The organism is Synechococcus sp. JA-2-3B'a(2-13) (assembly GCF_000013225.1).
Lineage (GTDB): Bacteria > Cyanobacteriota > Cyanobacteriia > Thermostichales > Thermostichaceae > Thermostichus.
In genome coordinates, this window is sequence record NC_007776.1 from 2,565,358 (window position 1) to 2,586,330 (window position 20,973).

The following is a 20,973-nucleotide window of genomic DNA, read 5'->3' on the forward strand; positions in this document are numbered from 1 at the left end:
CTGTCAATATCGGCGACAGGGACAACAAGATGGATGCAAGATGGATGTGAGGCTCAATCCAGGCATGACAAATTACATGCCGTTGCGCCCCCAGACCACCAGGGCAATGGAAAGAACGAAGAAGATGGGGACGGCAATCCAGCCAAGGGTGATGATGTCCATAGGTCTAGCCCAGCTAAAGAGGGGTTATCTCGAGGTGATCCCATTTTACGAGAGGAGATCCCTTGTCAACGGACATCTACGAACACCTGTTTTCAGCTAGAAATCGCAGGAGCCCCGCACTGTACCCGTAGGGTCAGTGTCGGGAGGAATGCGGAAGTTATGATAGAACCATGACCCAAGTCCTGACCGTCTCCTGCAAGCTCAAGGTGTCCCAGTCGCAAGCCGCAAAGTTGGATGCGACAATGGATGCCTTTGTGCAGGCGTTGAACTGGGTCAACCAAAACACACCAGAAAAAGTAGTCAACGCAGTCAAACTCCAGTCCCTTTGCTATTACCAGATTCGCGCTCGGTTTGGCTTGTCCAGTAACTTGGCTCAGCAGGTCTGCAGACGGCTGGCCGGTGCCCGTAAAGTTGCCCGACAGAAAAACCGTCCGGTCAAAGCGTTCAAGAGAGGCTTTGCGACCTACGATGCCCGTATCTTTTCGTTTCGCGAGAAAGACTGGACGGTGTCGCTGACCACGGTGGAGGGTCGGGAGCGCTTTGAGCTGGCGATTGGCCGCTACCAGAGAGAACAGCTGGCAGGCTCCAATCCCAAATCTGCCACTCTGGTCAAGCGTAAAGACGGCTCCTACTCTATTCAAATCTGTGTGGAAGCGGAGCCATCCCCACCGCAACGCACGGGCAGAGTGCTGGGGGTGGATTTGGGAAGGACGGATATTGCTCATACATCGGAAGGAGATAACTGGAATGGACAGCAGTTGAACAAAGTCCGAGACCATCACTCGCGGTTGAGGGCGGTACTTCAACGCAAAGCCAGTAAGGGCACCCGCAGTTCGCGGCGCAGATGCAGAGAACTGTTGCAACGGCTGTCTGGCAAGGAGAGGCGCTTTCAGGCGTGGGTCAATCATCGCATCTCCAAAGCTATTGTCTCTAGGGCAAAGACCACAAACAGCGCTATCGCCCTGGAAGACCTGACAGGGATCCGGGAAAGGGTCAATCAACAGCCACGCAGCAAAGCTGAGCGGCGCAGAACCAATAACTGGGCGTTCTACCAGCTTAGGATGTTTGTGGTCTACAAGGCTGCCATCGCCGGAGTACCTGTAGTACTGGTTCCGCCTGCCTACACGTCGCAGACCTGCCACCGGTGTTTGCACATTCATCCCGACCCTGCGCAATCCTATCGCAGTGGGAAGCAGTTCAAGTGTGGGCACTGTGGATGGGAAGGGGATGCGGACTGGAATGGGGCCAACATGATTGCCAAACTTGGGGCTGCCGTAAACCAGCCTAGAGGTCCGTGGTTGGCTTGCCAACTGCAGGGCTACCGAAAGCCCGCCCTGTACTGCGAAGTAGTCAGGGTCGGGTAGTTTACTTCAAGCTGGCTACAGTGGAGTTAAATCTGAAACGTCTGAGCCAAACGAGGTGGGATCCGATGGTACTGGACACATTGCCGCTGGTTGCCGCTGTAGCCATCGCCATTTTTATGCTGGTTTTTTGGGTGCGGGTGGTTCGAGAGGCCATCTGGACAACGGTGGGGATTGTAATCATCTTGGCCGTGTTGTACGTGGTCTTTAGAATTGGCCCGCGGCAGGTGCTGCAGGAGTTGCGGGATCCCTTTGCCCTTCTAGAACAGGTTTGGCAGGTGATCGTCGGTTGGTTCCAGGCCCTTCTCCCCTAGAGTTCGTTATCTGCTATACAGTTCCCTGATACAATAGAAAACACAGGGGGGCAGCCTATTGGAACTGCTGGCGAATGGTTTGTCCAGTCAAAAATCGATTCCCTCTCCGGTTTCCGCACTGCCCTACAGCGCCTACGCGACTGAAGTTCTCGCCATGCCTTCTGACCCTGAATGGGATCCCCAAGACCCCACCCCAGAAGATGGGATCCCCATTCCTGCTGGCGTCAGCGGGACGGAGTCCTCAGACATCCAGGTGGAGGTGGAGGATTTGGGGGAGCGCCGCTGCCAAGTGCGAGGTCGCGTCCTGATTCCGGTGGAGCGGCAGCAGGTCTGGCAGGTTTTGACCGACTACGACCATCTGGCGGAGTTTATTCCCAACTTGGTGGAAAGTCGCGTCATTGGCCGTGAGAATGGCCGCACACTGGTACGTCAAGTGGGATCCCAAAAGGTTTTATTTGCCCAATTTTCTGCTGCGGTGGTGCTGGCTATCGAGGAGATCTTTCCTCAGCAGCTTCGCTTCCAAAAAACACAAGGGGATTTTCTTATCTTCGAGGGGTTTTGGGATCTGGCCGATTGGTCGGCCCATCAAACCTTGCTCACCTACCACCTGCAGGTCAAGCCTCCCCGCAGAATGCCTGTCGGTCTGGTGGAGCGCCGCATTTGCCAAGATTTGGCCCTGAACTTACAAGCCATTCGGGAGCACTGCCTGAGTTTGTCGGATCATTCCAAGCCCGTTTGAGGCGCGCCCAATAGGTACCTCGTTCCCCAAGCGCTCCGCGCCGCTGACGCGACCACTCTCAGCCCTTCTGCCAAAGAAGAGGGGGGCTGGGGAACAGCTTTATTGCCATTTGTGGGATTTGATATTCGAGCTGGAATTTGCCAGGTGGATCCCAGAGGCAAAGTGGGCCGGTGGTCCTTCACCTTTCGAGTCTCAAGCAGCGATCGAGGGCTGTCCTTGGGTGTGTGGGTGCGCTATCGGCAGGGTGAAGTGGAAGGCACTGCCCTGATTGATCCCCCCCGATTCTGCCCAGATGCGCCCCCCCATGGCCTCAATGATCAGTCGGCAAATGGCTAGCCCCAAGCCCGTCCCACCCACCGAGCGCCGCAGGGATCCCTCTGCTTGATAAAACCGCTCGAAGATGGCTTGCAACCGGTCTGGCTCAATGCCGCGCCCGGTGTCGGCAACAGTGAACTTCACCATCGCCCCCGTCGATCCACCGGCTGGTGGCTCCACTTCTGCCCGAATCCAGATCCGTCCGGTGGAAGGGGTAAATTTGCAGGCATTGTCCAGCAGCTTACGCAACACCTCCACCAGCCACTCCCCATCCGCCCTAACCATTGGCAGCCGTTTGGGCAGCACCTGCTCGATGGTGGGCAAGTCTTCGTGCCGCCGTCGCGCTTTGACATTGCTCAGGGCCAGCTCCACACATTCTTGAGCAGACAACGGCTCGATATGCCAGCGAACGCGACCACTTTCCAGCTTGGAGAGGGTGAGAAAGTCCTGCACCAACTCCCGCAGCCGATCGGCATCTTGCAGGGCTGTGTTCAACATTTCCTGGCGCATCTCCAGGGGCATGTCGGGGTCGCTGGCCAAAGACTCCAAACACACCTGAATGGTGGACAGCGGGGTGCGCAGCTCGTGTCCGGTCACGGCAATCAGCTCTGATTTGGCCTGATCCAGAGCTGCCAACTGGCGATTGAGCTCTTCTAGGTGCTGATAGGCTTCTGCCTGCAAGAGGGCTACCCCCACTTGGTTGGCAATGGCTTCTGCCAACTCCAGAGTGGCCGGCTGCCAGCGGTGAGGGTGTTCGTGGTGTAGCTCCAATAGGCCCAGCAACCGCCCTTGATAGAGAATCGGCATGGCCACCCAAGCCCGAATTTGGGCCGGCTGCCACAGCTCCGGCACTCGCTGCAGGCGGGGATCCTTTTGGGTATCCTCGCAGCACACCGCTTGTGCCGAGGCTACTGCCTCCCGCAAAAAAGGGTTGCTGGGAAGAGGCCACAGGGATCCCTTAAGGCTGCCCATCGTTAGGGTGCGGTACTCCTGCTCAATCTGAACAGCAGGGGCCTGGCCATCGTAACGGTAGATCAAACATCGCCCCACCTCTGCCACCTGCCCCAGCTCCTGCACAGCAATTGCCAAAATCTCGCCGGGATCCAAAGACTGGCGAATGGCACTGCTGATGCGGTTGATCAGATGCTCTTTGCGCTCTTGCACCCGAATGGTGCGGTAGGCCCGCTGCAGTTTGTATTGCCCTGCCTGGAGATAGGTGATCAGCCGCTCGGTAAAGGGGCCTGGATTCAGTTGGCTGGCGGAGTTTTGCGGGGATCCCTTGAGGTACTGGCGAAGGGGCTCAAGGCGAGGTTCCAGATCCGGTCGGTAACTGAGGATCTTGGGCAACAGGGCCAAAGCCGCTTGGACTGTAATCTGACGATCAAATGACCAGATCCCATCAAATTGGCGAGCTGCATCCATATCGCTGCTTTGCCAAGGACGCTCCCGCTGCATCTGCAAGCGTTCTCGACACACGAGGCAGGTGGCATAGTGGGCATCGATGACGATCAAGTGCCACTCCTGCACCAAGGGATCCTCTGGATCCAAGGGAATGGTGTGGTAGGGCAGGTCTGTCTGAGCAAAATCCTTTTCTGGGGTCGCCAACACAAACACGTCTTGGGCCATTGCGCTGATGCGCTGGTAGCGCCGTGCCTCCTGGCGGTAGTAGCGCTCCTTTTGAAAGTTAGCGAATACTCACGGGGATCCCTGCCCTTGCAGCACCTGATCCTCAATGGCGTGGCTGAGGGCAACCAAAGAGGATTTGAAATACAGTTGTGGGCGCAGGTGCGGCAAAGCCTGCAGCAGATCGCTCAATAGGGAGGTACGACTCTGGCGAAGGTAAGATCTAGAGCGGGTGGAGGCCATAACCCTACTGGCAAGCACAGATCACAGGCAGTACAGGGACACTTAACCCCAGAGAAGGAGGCTCGCAGTCTAGGTTTAGTCTAACGGTTGGGATCCCGCGGCGGAGGGAGCTTCATAAGGCGCAAGATCCAGCTAGCCCAAACTAAGAGATATAAAGTTTACGAAGTTATATGTAAGTCAGCCAAATGTCGGGATCCCGGTACAGCCAAGAGGACGTGCAGCAGATCCTCCAGCGGGCCATTGCCCGCCAGCCACGCCTGGGCGAGTTCACCCGCTCCCAACTGCAGGAGATGGCTGCCGAACTGGGGATCTCCCCCCAAGAGCTGGACTTGGCCGAGCAGGAATGGAAGGCCTGGCAAGAGCTGAACAGCCAACACCGAGAATTCCAGCGCTACCGCCGTCGGCAGTTTTACCAACTGCTGGGCCGCTATGGAATTGTCAACAGCTTTTTGCTGGGCTTAGACTGGCTCTCCGGTGGAGGGCTATCTTGGTCGCTGTTTATACTCATGGGGTGGGGCTTGACCGTTGCCCTCAAGGGCTGGAACGCCTACCAAACGGAGGGTGAACGCTACGAGAAAGAGTTTCGCCAATGGCAAAGGAAACGCCAGAAAGATCTCCAGAGCAAGTAAGCCCAGCCTACCGGAGAAGTCTGTCCCGCTGATGGAGATGGATTTTTCTCCAAACTCTGAGTGGGAAGGGGCACCGCCGAGAGATGCTACCATAGATATTCAGCATCGCTGAATGCCCGTGCGGGCGTAGTTTAATGGTAAAACCGCAGTCTTCCAAACTGCTGTTGTCGGTTCGATTCCGTCCGCCCGCTTCCTCCCACAAAATCCTAGGTCGTGTTGATCTTATGTTAGGATAGAGAGAATGATTTATAGAGGAAAGAGGATGAAGTTGGTTTTTTTAGATGAAAACAAATGGCAGAAGATATTGGCTTTTTTACAGACAGAAGAGAGAGTTAACATTGGGAAAGAAGCAAACTGCAAACAGTTTATTGAAGCAGTTCTTTGGATAGCCCGTTCCGGTGCTCCTTGGCGCTACCTCCCAGAAGGATATGGCAAATGGTACACCATCTATCAAAGATTCCACCGGTGGAGTCGTTTTGGAGTGTGGGAACGGATGTTCAAGTATTTTATTGACGACCCTGATTTAGAGCATCTCATTATTGATTCAACCATGGTTCGAGCGCACTCCTGTGCTGCCGGAAAAAAGGGGAGCAAGCTTTGGGGAGAAGCCGAGGGGGATACAGCACCAAGATTCATGTGAGTGTAGATGGGTTGGGAAATCCGCTGGAATTGAGAATAACTGGCGGAGAAAAGAGCGATATTACTCAAGGGGAAGAATTGATAGAGGGCTGGCAGAGAAAGGATACCAAAGTAATTGGGGATAAAGGATATGATGCGGATAAGTTGATTGAGAAGATAGGGGAAGCTCAAGCGGTTATTCCGCCTAAAAGGAATAGAAAGACGCAGCGGCATTATGACAAGCATCTGTATCAAGAGAGGCATTTAATCGAATGCTTTTTTCATAAGTTAAAGCAGTACCGGCATCTATGTTCTCGTTTTGACAAATTGGCCAGGAACTTCTTGAGTTTTCTCTATCTCGTCAGTGCTCTCTTTTGGCTCAAATGAAAGATCAACACAACCTAAGGGATCCCTTAAAGTGCCCTTCAGATTCTTCTTCACAGGTTGGGGCCGATCGTGGTGGTGCGGCGGATGGGTTGACCCTTTAGAGTCTTGCCTTCTACTGTTTTCACCCAGCCTTGCCCTGGTACAAATCGGTACTGCACATCGGTATCAGAGCCACCGAGCAGATCCCCTTGGGCATTGAAGACGCGAGTTTCCCGCTGCCAGTGTCCTGGCCCGGTCGGTGTGCTGCTCGACTCGGTGGTGTAGGTTTGGCCGCGAGCATTGTTGAATTGGCCGCTGTGCTGCCAGCCTTGCCCCGCTTGGCCCTCGATAAGGCTCGAGCTGCTGCCCACCGTCTTGCCCTCGGCGTTTTGCAGGGTGGTGCTGCCCTGCCGTTGCCAACCCTCATGTGTGTGAGTAGTGGTGTGCTGATGGTTCAGGTTCCAGGTCTGACCTTGTTGGGTAGTGACTTGGCCGGAATAGTCTCCTTCCACCCCCTGACCGGGAATGAATTGCCGGGATCCCTGGCCGGAATAGGTGCCACTACCCGATCTGCCACTTGGCCCGGTGCGAGTGTAGGTGCCGGAGTGAGTGAAGGTGCGCTCACCGCTCGGGGTCAGGGATCCAGCCGTTGGCGTGGTGGCTGTGGCAGTGCGTTGACGGGGGCGAGCCTGCGCAAAGGGAGCAAGCGCCATCAGGAGGGCAATAGCCAACAACAGGCAAAAGCTTGCGGTTTTCATTTTCATTCTCATTTTTCGAGACCCCTTGAGAAATTGCCAATCATGACCCAGGCTAGGTGCTCACCTCATCTGACTCTGACTTCGGCCTGAGGGTTCACCTCCCGAGGGGATCCCAGCCAGACATAACCTGCTCTTAATGTCGGTGCTGTAATCTCAGAGGTGCCTTTAGCGAATGCGACTGCATTTTTCTATGAATACCCGTCGTACTTTCCTGGCTGTTGCGGCTGGCCTGGTGGCTGCGTCTGCTGCTGCTCTTCTGGCTGCCGACAGCTTTGCTCAGTCTCCTGCCGAAGTCAAAGTTTGGATTGCCTTTACCGATAACCGCCTGGATTGGGCCCGCGGAAAAGCGGAAGAATTCAACAAGCAATTTCCTCAATACAAAGTTACGGTCGAAGGCTACGGCAACTACGAAGAAATTCAGCAAGCCACCGACCTGGCCATTCAACAAAATGCTGCTCCTTCGGTGGTGCAGTGGTTTGAGGTGGGCACCCAACGGGCACGGGATTTTGGTTACTTCAAGTCCATTGCCGAGGCTCTGGGCAATCGCACCGAAGTGAACGGGATCCCAGTGAATTTCGACGATTTTATCGAGCCGGTGGTGAGCTACTACACCCTGGATGGCAAATTTACCTCCATGCCCTGGAACAGCTCCAGCCCCATTCTCTACTCCAACACGGCCATCTTGAAGAAGGCAGGGATCGAAAAGCCGCCGGCCACCTGGCAAGAGCTGGAGGCTGCTTGTCAAAAGATCATGGCCCTCCCCGACGCTCCCCAGGGCTGTGTGACCTGGCCCAATCACGGCTGGTTCTACGAGCAGTGGATGGCCCAGCAGAATGCCCTCTTGGCCAACAACGACAATGGCCGTGCCGCCCGTGCCACCCAGGTCTTTTTGGACTCGGAGCCGTCAATTGCCATCGCCACCTGGTGGAAAGGGATGTATGACAAAGGCTACTACATCTACAGCGGCAAGCAGCGGGATTGGGCAGCCACCGAGCAGGCCATCCAGACCGGTACCGTCGCCATGGCCATCACCAGCAGCGCCGATGCCGCCAACATCACCAACGCTGCCAAGCAAAACAACATCGAGCTGGTCACCACCCGCATGCCCTACAACGCCGACAAGGGTTGGACGGGGAACTTGATCGGGGGAGCCAGCCTCTGGCTGGTGAAGGATCTGCCCAAGGAGGTGGAAGAGGGGGCGCTGACCTTCATGCTGTGGCTCAATAACACCGAAAATGCTGCCGAGTGGCACCAAGTGACCGGCTACTTGCCCATTCGGAAAAGCTCGGTAGCCTTGCTGGAGTCGAAGGGCTGGTTCAAGGAAAACCCCAACTTCTTCACCGCCAGCGACCAAATCAACAATTCCAAGGTGACCCCTGCCACTCGGGGGGCGCTGCTGGGGGCCTTCCCTGAGATTCGCAACGTGGTAACCCAAACCATGGAGGATCTCATGGTGAAGGGCGGGGATCCAGCCCAGGCTATGGCCAAGGCCAACCAGGAGGCCAACCGCCTTCTGGCCGAGTACAACTCCCTTTACCAGTAGCCCCAGTGTCGATGGGCTGACGGTGTCATTGAGGGATGGGGGTGGGCGGCAGCCTGCCCCTTTCCGGGCTTTGATAAGGCTCTTGTGAAGAGCAAAGCCGAGGTGAGAGGCATGTTGGGATTCGTCCAAGTGTTGGTGCCGCTGTTGGCGGGGTTGCTGGGATCCCTCTGGATGGGGCTCCGTTTTCGACGCATCGAGTGGCCTGTGCCGGTGGGGGCAGTGCTGGGGGGCCTAGCAGGAGGGCTGGGATCCCTGATTTTTATGGCGCCCCTGGATTTTTGCACTTTTGAGCCGGAGCGCAAGGCCATCGACATGGCCTTTGGCGTGGGGCTGGTGCTGGCGGGCATGGCCATTCCCCTCTGGCCGCTGTTGGCGTGGACGCAGAAGGAGCAGGAGCGCCGCCTGGGGATCCCCGGCCCAGCTGTTCAGGAGAGGGGCATCTTTAAGCAGTGGTGGCTGGCGTGGCTGCTCTTGTTGCCCACCTTCACGATCTTGGTGGTGTTTCTCTACTATCCGGGGTTGGATACTTTCCGCCTTTCCACCCTGCTCACATTTGTGGGGGCGCCGCGCAGCCGCTTCGTCTGTGTGGACAATTTCACCGGTCTGCTGACGGATGCTACCTATTTGCATAGCCTCGGCATTACCTTTGCCATTTCGGCGGCCATTGTGGTGCTGGGGTTGAGCGGATCCCTGTTGATTGCCACGCTGGCCTACCAGCCGATTCGAGGGGCGGCGATTTATCGGGTGTTGCTGATCTGGCCCTACGCCATTTCTCCAGCGGTGGCCGGGATCATCTTCTTTATCATGTTCAACCCCTTGGGAGGGGTGGCCAACCATTTGCTGGGCCTGGTGGGGATCCCCCGTTTAAACTGGCTCAGCGATCCCAACTTGGCCCCTTGGGTGGTGATTTTTGCCAGCGTTTGGAAGCAGATGGGCTACAACATTTTGTTTTACCTTGCCGGCCTGCAAAACCTGCCCAAGGATTTGCTGGAAGCGGCTGCCATCGACGGGGCCGGGGCAGTGCGTCGCTTTTTTGCCATCACCCTACCGCTGCTTTCTCCCATCACCTTCTTTTTGGTGATTACCAACATGACCTATGCGTTTTTCGATATCTTTGGCACCATTGACTTGCTGACTGCTGGGGGCCCTTCCGGATCCACCTCGGTGTTGATCTACGAGATCTACAAAATCGGAGTGTCTTCAGGCAATTTGGGTAGGGCTGCCGCGCAATCCATCGTCCTGTTTCTCATTGTGGTGGGGCTGACGATCCTGCAATTTCGCACCACCGAGCGGAATGTAACCTACGGCGGATAACGGCTGTCTCTGCTGCAACGCAATGATCCCAGTTCTCAGTGGGCAAGGGGAAAATCGGCAAGAATGGGGGTAGAGAATCTAGGGATCCTCGATGGCCCCAAAATCCAACGCCTCGACTTGCTGGCGCGACTTCGGGAAGCTGGGCATGCTGCTGGCGGCCACTCTGCTGCTTTGGCTCCTCTGGGGCTCCATAGCGGGCAGCCAAGCCCGTCTCAACTTCAACAACGCCGATCTGCAAGGTCAAGATCTATCCGGCCAAGATTGGCGGGGCAGCAGCTTTGTCAGCGCCAACCTGCAGGGCGCCGATCTGCACGGGGCCAACCTTGCGGGGGCGGCATTCACCAAGGCCAATCTGGCGGGGGCCAACCTATCCGGTGCCGATTTGAGCAATAGCCTTTTGGATCTGGCCAATTTGGCAGGAGCCGATCTCAGAGGGGCCAAGCTCACGGGAGCCATTGCCGCACGGGCGGTTTGGCAAGGAGCGCAGATTGCCGGCGCCGATTTCAGCGAAGCCTATGTGGATCGGGCGGCAAAGCGGCAGTTGTGTGAGCGAGCTGAGGGATCCCACCCGATAACCGGCGTAACCACCCGTGAGAGTTTGGGCTGCCCTTGAATCAGGGCCGGCAAAGGTGAAGAAAACAGGATCCCTGAGCCCCGTCGGTCAGATTGGCCTCTAGATTGGGTGAGGTGTCGATAGTGCCCAACTATGAGCAAGCCCAGCTTTGCGGTGATCGGCCTGGCGGTGATGGGGGAAAACTTGGCCCTCAACGTCGAGCGCAATGGCTTCCCGGTTGCCGTCTACAACCGCACCAGCTCCAAAACCGACCAGTTCATGCGGGAGCGAGCCCAAGGCAAACGGATCACCCCCGCCTACAGCCTGCCGGAATTGGTGCAACTGATGGAGCGGCCCCGCAAATTCTTGATCATGGTCAAGGCGGGTGCGCCGGTAGACGCGGTGATTGACGAGCTTAAACCCCTGCTGGATCCGGGGGATATCATCATCGACGGCGGCAACTCCCTCTACACCGACACCGATCGCCGTGCCGAAGCCCTCGCCCCCACCGGGATCCACTTTGTCGGCATGGGAGTGAGCGGCGGGGAAGAGGGAGCCCTGAACGGCCCCAGCCTCATGCCCGGCTGCAGCCCAGAGGCCTACCAACAACTGGAGCCCATCTTGGCCAAAATTGCCGCTCAAGTGCCAGACGGCCCCTGTGTCACCTACCTGGGGCCCAAAGGGGGCGGGCACTACGTGAAGATGGTACACAACGGCATCGAATACGGCGATATGCAGCTGATCGCCGAGGTCTACGACCTAATGCGCAGGGCTTTGAAGCTGTCGGCCTCGCAGATGCAGGAGATTTTTCAGGCTTGGAATGAAACAGAGCTGGAATCTTTCCTAATTGAAATTACCGCCAAGATTTTCCAAACCCTGGATCCGGAAACCGGCAAGCCGTTGGTGGATCTCATTCTGGATAAGGCTGGGCAAAAAGGCACCGGTTTGTGGACAGTCAAGGACGCTCTAGATCTGGGGGTACCAGTGCCCACCATTGAAGCGGCGGTGCAAGCTCGCATCCTCTCGTCGATGAAAGAGGAACGGGTGGCTGCCTCTGCCCAGTTGAAGGGGCCCGACGCAACTTTTGCAGGGGATCCCGACTGCTTTATCCAAGATCTGCGCGCCGCCCTCTACTGCTCCAAAATCTGCTCCTATGCGCAGGGGATGGCCCTGCTCAAAAGAGCCACTGTTGCCCACGGCTACGTCTACACCTTCAGTGAGATTCCGCGGATTTGGAAGGGGGGCTGTATCATCCGCGCCCGCTTCCTGGGCGAGATCCAGTCGGCCTACAAACGGGATCCAGAGCTGGTGAACCTGCTGTTGGATGAGGAATTCGAGCAGGCCATCCGGGAGCGGCAGGGATCCTGGCGGCGGGTGGTGTCCACGGCGGCTGCGCTGGGGATCCCGATCCCGGCCATCAGCGCTTCTTTGGCCTACTACGACAGCTACCGTACCGCCAACCTGCCCCAGAACCTCACCCAAGCCCAGCGGGACTTCTTCGGGGCCCACACCTTCGAGCGCATCGACAGGCCGGGCGTCTTTCACCATGAGTGGAATGCCTGTTGCCGTTAGCAATGCGTAGCATCAAGAGGTCTCCGGAAAAAAGTTGAACCGCGCACCTCCGTATGGAAAGGCTCCCCTTCCTGAGGAAAATCCTCGCGGAAATGGGCCCCGCGGCTTTCCTCCCGCAGCAGCGCCCCCTGAGCTACCAGACGGGCCAGCAAAAGCAGACTGCCTGCCTCGGCCTCTTCCCGGGTGGCCCAAGGCTTTTCCTGCAGGGGAAGTGCCTTGACAAAGGTCAGAAAAGCCCGCAGCCGTGTTCCCTCCCGCACAACGCCCAAAGCTTCCCCAACTCGCTGCCTGAGAGCCGGCAGGATGTCGGGAGACGTCGCCAGAACGGGTAGCCTCTGCAGCTGTCGGGGAAAGCTCACCTCTCCCAAATCTTGCAAGGCAGCCAAGGCGGCCCGCTTGCCCATGACCAGCCCTTCCAAAAGGCTGTTGGAAGCCAAGCGATTGGCTCCGTGCAGACCCGTGGAAGCCACCTCCCCAGCAGCATAAAGGCCCGGCAGGCCGGTGAAGCCGAAAGCGTCCGTTCGGATCCCACCCATCACGTAGTGAGCGGCGGGAACAACCGGGAGCAGATCCTTGGTGGGATCCAGCCCCAAGGCGCGGGCAGAGGCAACAACGGTGGGAAAGCGCTCCTCCAGATGTTCGACGACCCGCAGATCCAGGTAGGTTCCCCCTGTCTGCTGCCGCTCCCAGAAAACGGCTCGAGCTACCACATCCCGCGGCGCCAGCTCTCCCAGCTCCGCATAGCGAGGCATAAAACGCTCCCCCAAGGCGTTGAGGAGAACAGCCCCTTCTCCTCTTACTGCCTCGCTCACCAGCGCTCCATTGGGCAAAGCCGTGGGGTGAAATTGCACAAACTCCAGATCCCTGAGAGTGGCCCCTGCCCGCCAAGCCAGCACCATTCCGTCGCCGGTGGCCCCCGAGGGAGCTGTCGAGACGGGGAAGAGGCTGCCAAATCCTCCCGTAGCCAGGAGAACTGCCCCGGCCCTCACCTCCACCGGCCCTTCAGGGCCAAGCAGCAAGGCCCCCGCCACCCTGTCCCCCGCCAGCAAAAAGCTGAGGGCTGTGTAGCCCTGCAAAGGCAGCCTGTTGAGGCGAGCCAGCAAACCTCTCAGAAGCCACAGTCCGCTCCGATCCCCCCCCAGATGGCGTACCCGCGCTTGGGAGTGGCCCCCTTCCCGGACGGGTTGGGGATGGAAAGGAAGGCCCCAGCGCAAAAGTCTCTCCAGGTGCAAGGGTGCTTCCTCCACAATGGAGCGAGCCACCTTTTCTTCCACCAGGCCGCGGCCCGCTTGCAAGGTGTCTTGGATATGGGCTTCTACGTCCGCCTCATCCGCAGGAAAAGCCACCCCACCCTGCGCCCAAGGGGTAGAGCCAGAGGGAAGGGGATCCTTGCTTACCACCAGAGTTGTCGCCCCCTGGGCTTCGGCCCACAGGGCTGCGTACACCCCCGCCACCCCTGCTCCCAGGATCAACAGGTCTGTTTCTAACAAGGGCGGCGCCCCGTTCTTCCCCTCCACCTCTAGGCTCCGGCGGGCACTGCCAGCATGGCCAGGATGGAACGGCGAGCCTTCTCAGCCACCTCCTGGGGCACCTGGATCACGTAGCGCATCTCCTGCAGGGAGCGGTAAATCTTTTCCAAGGTAATCTTCTTCATGTACTCGCAGACGGCTTCTGCCTTGACAGGGATGAACGTTTTGTCTGGAGCTTCTTTCTTGAGCCGGTGAAGAATGCCCACCTCGGTGGCCACCACAAACTCGCGGCTTTCTGAAGCTTTGGCGTAGCGCACCATGCCCTCGGTAGAGAGCAGCTTGGCATCCGGTTTGAGAAAGAGACAGCTAGAGCCGCAACTGCACTCCGGGTGAATGAGGAACTCTGCTCCAGGGTGCTCTTCCACCATCGCCTTGAGGTGCTCTTCCCGGATGCCAACATGCACGTGGCACTCTCCCGGAAAGAGATCCAGCTCCCTTCCGGTTACTTGAGCAACGTGGGCTCCCAGAAACATATCCGGCACGAAGAAGATGGGGCGATCCGGGGGCAGGCTGGCCACCACTTGAACTGCGTTGGCGCTGGTTACGCAGACATCTGCCAGAGCCTTGATCTCGGCAGCGGTGTTGACGTAGGCCACCACCAAGCCCTCAGGGCAGGCTGCCTTCCACCGCAGCACATCTTCTGGGCGAATGCTGTCGGCCAAGGAACAGCCCGCCTCCAGATCCGGCAGCAGCACCGTCTTTTCCGGGTTAAGGATGGCAGCCGTCTCCGCCATAAAATGCACGCCCGCAAAGACGATCACCTGGGCGCTCGTCTTTTGAGCCTCCCGAGCCAGTCCTAAGGAGTCTCCCACAAAGTCCGCCACCTCTTGAACTTCGGGGAGCTGATACGAATGCGCGAGGATAACTGCCTGCCTTTCCTGTTTGAGCCGGGCAATCTCCTGGACGATTGTGGCAGTGTTGTGTAGCAATGGGGTTTCTCCCTTCATTTTCGACTTCTTGTCGCGACAGCGTTGCGTAGCAATAACGGTTTTGTTCCTCTGGAGGCTGGACACGATCTGAGGACTTTGTCCCGCTAATGCGTTTGCAGGAGCAGCGCGCAGCAATAACGGAAAGCCCATCTCCTGGAGTTGGTCGACTCTGCTTTGGGGGGTATCTGAGCCGGCAAGAGAAGCAACCCCCAACCCAGATGCCCGGCGAAGCCTTTCGCGGCGCCCGGTTGAGCTGGAGCTGGGCTTAGGTTGTCTTCTCAAAGTAGCATCAGTCGCAACAGCGTTGCGTAGCAATAAAGCAGTGTCCAGCGAGGACTTGGCTCAGGGTCACACCACCAGCAAAGAGAGATCCAAAGCCTTGGCCGAGTGGGTGAGCGCCCCGACGCTGACGTAATTCACGCCTGCCTCGGCCACTTGCCTGGCCCGTTCTGGGGTCATGTTGCCGCTGGCCTCCAGGGGAACTCTCCCTCCCACCCGTTGGACGGCGGCCTGGGTTTCTTCCAGGGTGAAGTTGTCCAGAAGGATGAGATCGGCTCCTGCTGCCAAAGCCTCTTCCAGTTCCTGGAGATCCCGCACCTCCACCTCCACCTTGAGGTGGTGGGGAGCACCTTCCTTGGCCCGCTTGACGGCTGCCAAAACGCCTCCCGCGCCGCGGTCGCAACAGCGTTGCGTGGCAATGATGTGGTTTTCCTTGATCAAAATGCCGTCGAACAGCCCAAAGCGGTGGTTTTTGCCGCCCCCTACCCGTACAGCATACTTCTCCAGGGCGCGCAGGCCGGGAGTGGTCTTGCGGGTGTCCAGAAGCTGGGTTGAGGTTCCCCGGAGAGCCTCTACATAGGTGCGGGTGAGGGTGGCAATGCCGGACAGCCTTTGGAGAAGATTGAGCGCCAGCCTCTCCCCCGCCAGAATGCCCTTCAGGGATCCCTTGAGGTGGGCCACCTCTTGACGGACAGCCACCCTGGCCCCTTCCTCCACTCCAGGGATGAACTCCACCTGGGGATCCGCCAGCCGAAAAACCCGCTTGGCAATCTCCAGGCCGGCCAGGATCCCTGTCTCCTTGGCCAGGATTACCGCCTCACCCTCCAGTCCTGGGGGTAGGGTCAGCTCTGTGGTGAGGTCGCCGTGCCCCAGGTCTTCCCACAGCCAAGCGCAAAGGGTCTCCTCTGGTAAGTAAACTTCTTCCATTTTCGGTTTGGTTTTAGCTAGACCGCCGGGAAGCCCCGCCTTCTGTTAGTGACTAGTGGCTGGTCACTATCCACTCACCACTATCCAGGGTGAGGGTCGGGATAAAAGGCGAGGACACGATGCTTCGTCCTTACTGGTGCTATGACCGGCGTAGCAGGATTTTATACGCTCATCATGAGAACTGCTTACCAGTATCGCTTACGCCCTACTTCTAGCCAAGTTGCTCTGATGGACCAATGGCTAGACTTGTTACGCAAGCAGTACAACTACCGCTTGGCAGAGCGCTTTGCGTGGTGGGAACACAATCGCTGTGATATCAATGCTTGTCCCTTAATCTGTCACTTGCCCAAGCTGAAAGACAATCCCGATTTCTACTCCCAGAAACGGGATTTGGTGAAGACGAAAGCCCTGTTTCCGCAGTACAGAGCAGTCCATTCGCAAGTCCTGCAAAACTGCATAGAGCGAGTGCACAAAGCATTCGACCGCTGGCTGAAGGGTGACGGTAACGGCAAGCGGGCAGGGAAACCCAGATTTAAGGGAGCTGGGCGGTATCGCTTCTTCACTTTCCCCCCGATGAAACAAGACTGCATTTGCGGGCAGTTTATCCATCTGCCCAAAATCGGTGCTGTTCGGATAATTCAGCACCGTCCTTTGCCTGAGGGCTTTGTGATTAAGACCGCTGCCATCACCCGCAAGGCAGACGGGTGGTATGTGACCTTGAGCCTGCAAGATTCGTCCGTCCCTGAGTTTACTCCTGAGCCTGCAACACTGGAGAACACGATGGGGATCGACGTGGGACTGGACTCCTTTTTGGTGACCGATGCGGGGGAGTCTGTTCCAGTTCCCCAGTATTACCGCAGAGCCCAAAAGCGGTTAAAGAGACTGCAGCGGGCAGTGTCTCGCAAGAAGAAAGGGTCAAACCGCCTATGGCTAGTGACTAGTGGATAGTGACCAGTGGATAGTGAATAGTGACTATCCACTAACCACTATCTCAGCGCAAAGATTTTCATGACAAAACAGCGAACTGGCTGGTAAGCAAGGGCAAGCATATTGGGTACGAAGCCCTGAATATCAAAGGTATTGCGAGGACGAAGCTAGCAAAATCCACCTATGATGCTGGGTGGGGACAATTTCTGCAAATGCTGGCAGTCAAGGCTGAAAGAGCTGGGCTGAGGGCGATTGCAGTGAATCCCAACGGCAGCAGTCAAAACTGCTCTCGGTGTGGTCAAAGAGTACCGAAAGCGATTCAAGACAGGTGGCATTCTTGTTCCCATTGTGGGCTAGAACTAGAGCGCGACCACCATGCGGCCATCAACATCAAGCACAGGGCGGTGGGGCATCCCGTTCTTTTCGCGTCAGCGGGACGTAGTCCTCAAGCGCAGGAAACGTCCTTTTCGCGCTAGCGGCGCGGAGCGCTTTGCATCAGCATGAGTGCGGGAGTATGTCACGACGGAAGGTGAGGCAGATGGGGGGCTGGCTCAGGCAAAACTGGCTGTGGCAACTGGGGAGAGCCCTTGTGGCTGTTTGGATCGGCTGGGCGGAGGGGAGCGCTGCCTGGGCGAGGGACATGGCGCCGGCTGCCCCTGGAGTCTCCTCTCCCCCTACTTTGCCCATCCCTTGGGAATGGGTGTACGACTTGCAGGAGCAAGCCCGGCAGCGGCAATGCACATTGGTTGGCCTGTTGCGCAGCGATCCCTTGCCGGCGCCGGATCCCCAGTGGCAGGTGTACACACGGCTAGATTTGGTGGCCACGCCTCAGGCTGGTCGGTTGACCAGTGTGTTGTTTGCCGAGAACACCCGTACTCGGGCCTTGCAGGTTATCTATCAAGCCTCAGGGTCGGTATACGACCCCGTTGAGGCATTGGATTTTGCCATGATCCTGCCTCTAGCCTGGCAGGGGAACACTTTGCTGGCGCGGGAGTACGAAGGCTGGTTCCAGACCGATTTGAGCTGGGATCGGGCGGTGGTCTGGCCTTTGCCCACTGGCTCGACAGGGATCCCACCGGTGCAAATCTGGGATCCGCCGCCGGCGCTGGGGTATGCTGAGCTGCTGGGCTGGGATCCCCAGGCGCGAGAGCGGGTGCTGTTTGCGGTGGCCGATAGCCTTGGAGAGATGCCCCGCTTGGTGAGCGTGGGCCCAGACCGCCAGGTGTTGCTGCGAGCGCCTGCCGTTGCCCTTTCCCCAACTCCCTCTTCTCTACAGGGGTGGCAGGAGATCCGGCCCAAGGGGGGAGAGCCTCTCTGCCACCAAAGCCGTTTTGGGCTGGAGCAGGGAGGGGAAAATGAAAAATTAAACTGAGATGCAGAAGCCTGTGGGAGCGACAACCATGTCCAAACCGGTGGTGCGGCGGGGCTGGCCTCTGGAGGCCTTTGTCGGGGATGTAATCGTCTGTACCCTAGAGGGATCCCATCTGGATCAGGTGACGGAAATCCGAGTCAGCCCGGCGGGTAAAGGGATCCGAGTCAGCTTTGGGGATCCCTTGGGACGCTCTAAGGAACCGGTGCAGGCCAACGCCGAGGCGCTGACGGTTACCTTTGAGATCGATCCCAGCACCTACCCTGGCGAAAAGCGCATTGAGCTGATCTCGCCGGCAGGGCCCAGCGATCCCCTGCCGTTTTTGGTGATGATGTAGAGGCGCGCAGAAAAGAGGAAGTGGGTCATGCCGTTTGTGATTGCCCCGACCGACGTGGGCGTGCTGGTGCTGGGGGCGAGCCTGTTGCTTTTGGCCGGGGGTTGGGCCTGGTGGCTGCGGCGGCAGAAGCGTGCTGCCTCCCCAGAATCTACAGCCGTTTCGCCGGCCCCGGCGGTTGACCCATCTGCCCTTTCGGCGGAACAGGCGGCTCAACTACAGCCCTTCGAGCAGGCGGTGGGAGATCAGCCGCAGGATCCCATTGCCTGGTACAACCGCGCCACCACCCTCGACCACCTGGGGCAAGCCCAAGCTGCCCTGGCCAGCTACGACCGCGCCCTGGAGCTGAAGCCGGACTTCCCCGAAGCCTGGAACAACCGTGGTTCTCTGCTGGACGATCTCGGTCGCCATCAAGAAGCTCTGGCCAGCTATGAGCGGGCTCTGCGGCTGAAACCGGATTTTTTTGAGGCCCGCTTTAACCAGGCCAACACGCTGCGGCAATTGGGCCGCTACGAAGAAGCCCTACGTGCCTACGAACGGGCCCTTGCCCTCAGCCCCGACAGCCCGGAAACGTGGTACCTGCACGGGCTAACCTTAGCCTCTCTGGGACGGTGGCAGGGATCCCTAATCAGCTACGAGAAAGCCCTCGCCATCAACCCCGTCAATGCCCAAGTTTGGCAGAGTCGGGGCCTGGCTCTGTTTCACCTAGAGCGCTACGTCGATGCTCTGGCCAGCTACGAACGAGCCCTGCAACTGGGCTCCGAATCGGCCTCTCTCTGGGCCGGCCATGCCCTTGCCCACCACCGCCTCGGCAACCCGATGGAGGCCCTCAACAGCTATGACCGTGCCCTGGCGCAGGATCCCAAACGCCCTCAGATCTGGGTGCAGCGCGGCCTGGTGCTGATGGACTTGAACCTCTACGAGCTGGCCATCCAGAGTTTTGATCGGGCCCTGCAGATGGATCCCAGCAATGCCGAGGCTCACTACGCCAAAGCCTGCTGCTACGCCTGGGAAGGCCAAGTGCCTCAGGCCCTACAAGCTTTGGAGCAAGCCCTACGCCTGGAGCCGGAACGCTACCGCCCCTTGCTCTCCTCTGAGCCCTATTTCGACCTCATTCGCGAGGAGCCGAGTTTTGCATCCTTTTTGGCAGCCCTTGCCGGCACGGATCCCCCCAAGAACCCCCCGCCGCTGTCACGAACAGCCTCTTGACGTTCTCACCTCCCAGAAGGAGAGGAGAGGCTGGAATGCACAGGCTGTTTCACCGCCAACCTGACCCAATCACCAATAACCACGAGAGCACGCCAACAACAGAAATCCGGCAATTTCGTTGGGTCTTACGGGGGGTCTTACGGGAAAATTGCGCTCTTTTGCCGATGAAACCCGCCGATTTTCCGTGGAGATGCTGTTGCTTGGGTCAAGAAACCTGGTCAAACTAAGAACGTTCCAGCTCTTGGCAAATCTCAACAGTGTCCGGTTGTGCTTCTAACGCCATCCCTGTAGCCCTGTAGCACCTGCTTGCGCAGGGTCTGGCTGGGCAAAAGCGTCTCTTGACTGGATGGGTGTTGGTTATGGGTGGGATCCTCAACCTTTGAATGGTTTTCGAGTTCCTTGAGTGCTTGTTCTACAGTTATTTTCGGCAAATCGGTAAAGTGGTTGTCTATGATAACGGCCCCTCGCCTGACCTCTCCCAAGAACTCCGTCTCCCTGAGGCGACCGGCGGCCCCCCCTCCATTGCCTTTGGCCAAGACCGGATTCCCAGCCGCATGTGGATCTATGGCATCTAGTGAGGATGTTAAAGCCCGAACTGCCGAACTGTTGCGGCTGTACCACCAGAATCGCGATCCAGCCCTGCGCAACCGGCTGGTGGAAATGAACTTGGGCTTGGTGCGCAAAGAGGCCCACCACTGGCGCAACCAATGCAATGAGGGGTACGACGACCTGGTGCAAGTTGGCTGTTTGGGTTTGATTCAAGCTATCGAACGCTTTGACATCAGCCGAGGCCTGGCTTTTAGCTCCTTTGCCCTGCCCTACATTCGCGGAGAAATTCAACACTACCTGCGGGACAAAAGCCCCACCATGCGGATCCCACGCCGCTGGACGACCCTGCAAAGACAAGCCAAGAAGGTGATTGCCCGTCTGCGGCAAGAGTTGGGCCGTTCTCCCTCTGAGGCCGAGGTGAGGGAAGCCCTGCAACTGACGGAGCAGGAATGGCGAGAGCTGGAGCTGGCCCAACAAAACAGCCTTTTGCTCAGCCTGGATGCTCCGATTCAAACTGAGGAAGACAGTGTTGCTCTGGGGGAGGTCGTTCCGGATCAGCGCTACCGCAGTTTTCAACTGGCTGAAGAAGATCGTATTCGCCTACAACATGCCTTGGCTCAGCTGGAGGAACGTACCCGCAAGATTTTGGAATTTGTCTTCTTCTATGACCTCACGCAAAAAGAAACGGCAGAGCGGCTAGGGATCAGTGCCGTTACCGTTTCCCGCCAAGTCAAAAAGGGGCTGGAACGCCTGGCTAAGTTGTTGAATCAAGATATTTTTTGAGATACAGCCCGTTACAAATTAAGGGATA

General features: G+C 57.9%; 22 protein-coding genes, 1 tRNA gene and 1 pseudogene. 17 read left to right on the plus strand and 7 right to left on the minus strand.

The features are described from left to right. Positions 1-72 precede the first annotated feature (72 nt). On the minus strand, positions 73-162 hold the full coding sequence (locus tag CYB_RS11720; RefSeq protein WP_041436753.1) for a cytochrome b6-f complex subunit PetN: 90 nt from the start codon (positions 160-162) through the stop codon (positions 73-75). Positions 163-332: 170 nt separating this feature from the next. Here CYB_RS11720 and CYB_RS11725 point away from each other — a divergent pair, with 170 nt between their 5' ends. The 3 genes from CYB_RS11725 (at position 333) to CYB_RS11735 (ending at position 2,576) form a co-directional block, all read left to right on the plus strand. Next, positions 333-1,526 (plus strand): RNA-guided endonuclease InsQ/TnpB family protein, encoded by a 1,194-nt coding sequence (locus CYB_RS11725; protein WP_011434031.1) that lies wholly within the window; start codon positions 333-335, stop codon positions 1,524-1,526. Between the two features lie 65 nt (positions 1,527-1,591). Continuing rightward, positions 1,592-1,837 carry a hypothetical protein gene (locus CYB_RS11730; RefSeq protein ID WP_049749597.1) on the plus strand — a complete coding sequence of 82 codons (246 nt, stop codon included), beginning with the start codon at positions 1,592-1,594 and terminating at the stop codon, positions 1,835-1,837. Between the two features lie 154 nt (positions 1,838-1,991). Next, positions 1,992-2,576, plus strand: a complete 585-nt coding sequence (locus tag CYB_RS11735; RefSeq protein WP_011434033.1) for an SRPBCC family protein — start codon at positions 1,992-1,994, stop codon at positions 2,574-2,576. A gap of 192 nt (positions 2,577-2,768) precedes the next feature. Here the strand turns inward: CYB_RS11735 and CYB_RS11740 are convergent, their stop codons facing one another. Both CYB_RS11740 and CYB_RS15425 read right to left on the minus strand, forming a co-directional pair. Further along, positions 2,769-4,346 (minus strand): sensor histidine kinase, encoded by a 1,578-nt coding sequence (locus CYB_RS11740; protein ID WP_369791774.1) that lies wholly within the window; start codon positions 4,344-4,346, stop codon positions 2,769-2,771. An 18-nt stretch (positions 4,347-4,364) separates the two neighbouring features. Beyond that, positions 4,365-4,757: pseudogene (locus tag CYB_RS15425) on the minus strand (DICT sensory domain-containing protein); the annotation flags it as partial. Positions 4,758-4,942: 185 nt separating this feature from the next. On the opposite strand from CYB_RS15425, the gene CYB_RS11745 reads away from it, so the two are divergent. The 3 genes from CYB_RS11745 to CYB_RS14575 all read left to right on the plus strand — a co-directional run bounded on the left by CYB_RS11745 (position 4,943) and on the right by CYB_RS14575 (position 6,391). Next, on the plus strand, positions 4,943-5,386 hold the full coding sequence (locus CYB_RS11745; protein WP_011434035.1) for a 2TM domain-containing protein: 444 nt from the start codon (positions 4,943-4,945) through the stop codon (positions 5,384-5,386). A 120-nt stretch (positions 5,387-5,506) separates the two neighbouring features. Next, positions 5,507-5,577 (plus strand) — tRNA-Gly (locus CYB_RS11750). A 71-nt stretch (positions 5,578-5,648) separates the two neighbouring features. Then, positions 5,649-6,391, plus strand: a protein-coding gene (locus tag CYB_RS14575; RefSeq protein WP_148202668.1) for an IS5-like element ISSoc13 family transposase whose coding sequence is annotated in 2 segments (ribosomal slippage) — positions 5,649-5,967 and positions 5,967-6,391 — 744 coding nt in all. Because the reading frame shifts where the segments join, the coding sequence is not laid out codon by codon here. 50 nt (positions 6,392-6,441) lie between these two features. On the opposite strand, the gene CYB_RS11765 is transcribed toward CYB_RS14575, so the two are convergent. Next, a complete protein-coding gene (locus CYB_RS11765; RefSeq protein WP_041436756.1) occupies positions 6,442-7,128 on the minus strand; it encodes a hypothetical protein in 687 nt (228 codons plus the stop codon). A 190-nt stretch (positions 7,129-7,318) separates the two neighbouring features. Here CYB_RS11765 and CYB_RS11770 point away from each other — a divergent pair, with 190 nt between their 5' ends. From CYB_RS11770 to gndA, 4 genes are all read left to right on the plus strand, one after another. Beyond that, a complete protein-coding gene (locus CYB_RS11770) occupies positions 7,319-8,671 on the plus strand; it encodes an ABC transporter substrate-binding protein (protein WP_011434037.1) in 1,353 nt (450 codons plus the stop codon). A 111-nt stretch (positions 8,672-8,782) separates the two neighbouring features. After that, a complete protein-coding gene (locus tag CYB_RS11775; RefSeq protein WP_238376789.1) occupies positions 8,783-9,985 on the plus strand; it encodes a carbohydrate ABC transporter permease in 1,203 nt (400 codons plus the stop codon). A 91-nt stretch (positions 9,986-10,076) separates the two neighbouring features. Beyond that, the gene (locus tag CYB_RS11780; protein WP_011434039.1) at positions 10,077-10,598 is read left to right on the plus strand and encodes a pentapeptide repeat-containing protein; all 522 of its coding nucleotides are present in this window, start codon (positions 10,077-10,079) and stop codon (positions 10,596-10,598) included. Between the two features lie 93 nt (positions 10,599-10,691). Then, positions 10,692-12,110, plus strand: a complete 1,419-nt coding sequence (gene gndA / locus CYB_RS11785; RefSeq protein ID WP_011434040.1) for an NADP-dependent phosphogluconate dehydrogenase — start codon at positions 10,692-10,694, stop codon at positions 12,108-12,110. On the opposite strand, the gene CYB_RS11790 is transcribed toward gndA, so the two are convergent. The 3 genes from CYB_RS11790 to nadC form a co-directional block, all read right to left on the minus strand. Further along, positions 12,107-13,600: an L-aspartate oxidase gene (locus CYB_RS11790; protein ID WP_011434041.1), complete on the minus strand. Its 1,494-nt coding sequence runs from the start codon at positions 13,598-13,600 to the stop codon at positions 12,107-12,109. The two genes, gndA and CYB_RS11790, sit on opposite strands and share 4 nt — an antisense overlap. 29 nt (positions 13,601-13,629) lie before the next feature. Continuing rightward, positions 13,630-14,718: a quinolinate synthase NadA gene (gene nadA, locus CYB_RS11795; protein WP_011434042.1), complete on the minus strand. Its 1,089-nt coding sequence runs from the start codon at positions 14,716-14,718 to the stop codon at positions 13,630-13,632. A gap of 198 nt (positions 14,719-14,916) precedes the next feature. After that, complete coding sequence (gene nadC / locus CYB_RS11800) at positions 14,917-15,774, minus strand: carboxylating nicotinate-nucleotide diphosphorylase (RefSeq protein WP_011434043.1); 858 nt, start codon at positions 15,772-15,774, stop codon at positions 14,917-14,919. A 174-nt stretch (positions 15,775-15,948) separates the two neighbouring features. Between nadC and CYB_RS15555 the strand changes: the two genes are divergently transcribed. The 7 genes from CYB_RS15555 (at position 15,949) to CYB_RS11830 (ending at position 20,945) form a co-directional block, all read left to right on the plus strand. Beyond that, a complete protein-coding gene (locus tag CYB_RS15555; RefSeq protein WP_011434044.1) occupies positions 15,949-16,722 on the plus strand; it encodes an RNA-guided endonuclease InsQ/TnpB family protein in 774 nt (257 codons plus the stop codon). A gap of 101 nt (positions 16,723-16,823) precedes the next feature. Beyond that, on the plus strand, positions 16,824-17,177 hold the full coding sequence (locus CYB_RS15560) for an RNA-guided endonuclease InsQ/TnpB family protein (protein WP_255344553.1): 354 nt from the start codon (positions 16,824-16,826) through the stop codon (positions 17,175-17,177). A 38-nt stretch (positions 17,178-17,215) separates the two neighbouring features. Continuing rightward, positions 17,216-18,073 carry a hypothetical protein gene (locus CYB_RS11810; RefSeq protein ID WP_187147238.1) on the plus strand — a complete coding sequence of 286 codons (858 nt, stop codon included), beginning with the start codon at positions 17,216-17,218 and terminating at the stop codon, positions 18,071-18,073. A 28-nt stretch (positions 18,074-18,101) separates the two neighbouring features. Continuing rightward, the gene (locus CYB_RS11815) at positions 18,102-18,407 is read left to right on the plus strand and encodes a hypothetical protein (protein WP_011434047.1); all 306 of its coding nucleotides are present in this window, start codon (positions 18,102-18,104) and stop codon (positions 18,405-18,407) included. Positions 18,408-18,434: 27 nt separating this feature from the next. Beyond that, positions 18,435-19,613 carry a tetratricopeptide repeat protein gene (locus tag CYB_RS11820; RefSeq protein WP_011434048.1) on the plus strand — a complete coding sequence of 393 codons (1,179 nt, stop codon included), beginning with the start codon at positions 18,435-18,437 and terminating at the stop codon, positions 19,611-19,613. A gap of 440 nt (positions 19,614-20,053) precedes the next feature. Further along, positions 20,054-20,188, plus strand: a complete 135-nt coding sequence (locus CYB_RS15565) for a hypothetical protein (RefSeq protein ID WP_255344540.1) — start codon at positions 20,054-20,056, stop codon at positions 20,186-20,188. Further along, on the plus strand, positions 20,178-20,945 hold the full coding sequence (locus tag CYB_RS11830) for an RNA polymerase sigma factor SigF (RefSeq protein ID WP_041436760.1): 768 nt from the start codon (positions 20,178-20,180) through the stop codon (positions 20,943-20,945). The genes CYB_RS15565 and CYB_RS11830 overlap by 11 nt, the downstream gene beginning before the upstream one ends. The last annotated feature ends 28 nt before the right edge of the window (positions 20,946-20,973 follow it).

Coding starts and splice junctions, on each gene's coding strand:
- CYB_RS11720 (WP_041436753.1), bottom strand. CDS start 162: ATGGACATCATCACCCTTGGCTGGATTGCCGTCCCCATCTTCTTCGTT.
- CYB_RS11725 (WP_011434031.1), top strand. CDS start 333: ATGACCCAAGTCCTGACCGTCTCCTGCAAGCTCAAGGTGTCCCAGTCG.
- CYB_RS11730 (WP_049749597.1), top strand. CDS start 1,592: ATGGTACTGGACACATTGCCGCTGGTTGCCGCTGTAGCCATCGCCATT.
- CYB_RS11735 (WP_011434033.1), top strand. CDS start 1,992: ATGCCTTCTGACCCTGAATGGGATCCCCAAGACCCCACCCCAGAAGAT.
- CYB_RS11740 (WP_369791774.1), bottom strand. CDS start 4,346: ATGCAGCGGGAGCGTCCTTGGCAAAGCAGCGATATGGATGCAGCTCGC.
- CYB_RS11745 (WP_011434035.1), top strand. CDS start 4,943: ATGTCGGGATCCCGGTACAGCCAAGAGGACGTGCAGCAGATCCTCCAG.
- CYB_RS11765 (WP_041436756.1), bottom strand. CDS start 7,128: ATGAAAACCGCAAGCTTTTGCCTGTTGTTGGCTATTGCCCTCCTGATG.
- CYB_RS11770 (WP_011434037.1), top strand. CDS start 7,319: ATGAATACCCGTCGTACTTTCCTGGCTGTTGCGGCTGGCCTGGTGGCT.
- CYB_RS11775 (WP_238376789.1), top strand. CDS start 8,783: ATGTTGGGATTCGTCCAAGTGTTGGTGCCGCTGTTGGCGGGGTTGCTG.
- CYB_RS11780 (WP_011434039.1), top strand. CDS start 10,077: ATGGCCCCAAAATCCAACGCCTCGACTTGCTGGCGCGACTTCGGGAAG.
- gndA (WP_011434040.1), top strand. CDS start 10,692: ATGAGCAAGCCCAGCTTTGCGGTGATCGGCCTGGCGGTGATGGGGGAA.
- nadA (WP_011434042.1), bottom strand. CDS start 14,718: ATGGGCTTTCCGTTATTGCTGCGCGCTGCTCCTGCAAACGCATTAGCG.
- nadC (WP_011434043.1), bottom strand. CDS start 15,774: ATGGAAGAAGTTTACTTACCAGAGGAGACCCTTTGCGCTTGGCTGTGG.
- CYB_RS15555 (WP_011434044.1), top strand. CDS start 15,949: ATGAGAACTGCTTACCAGTATCGCTTACGCCCTACTTCTAGCCAAGTT.
- CYB_RS11810 (WP_187147238.1), top strand. CDS start 17,216: ATGTCACGACGGAAGGTGAGGCAGATGGGGGGCTGGCTCAGGCAAAAC.
- CYB_RS11815 (WP_011434047.1), top strand. CDS start 18,102: ATGTCCAAACCGGTGGTGCGGCGGGGCTGGCCTCTGGAGGCCTTTGTC.
- CYB_RS11820 (WP_011434048.1), top strand. CDS start 18,435: ATGCCGTTTGTGATTGCCCCGACCGACGTGGGCGTGCTGGTGCTGGGG.
- CYB_RS11830 (WP_041436760.1), top strand. CDS start 20,178: ATGGCATCTAGTGAGGATGTTAAAGCCCGAACTGCCGAACTGTTGCGG.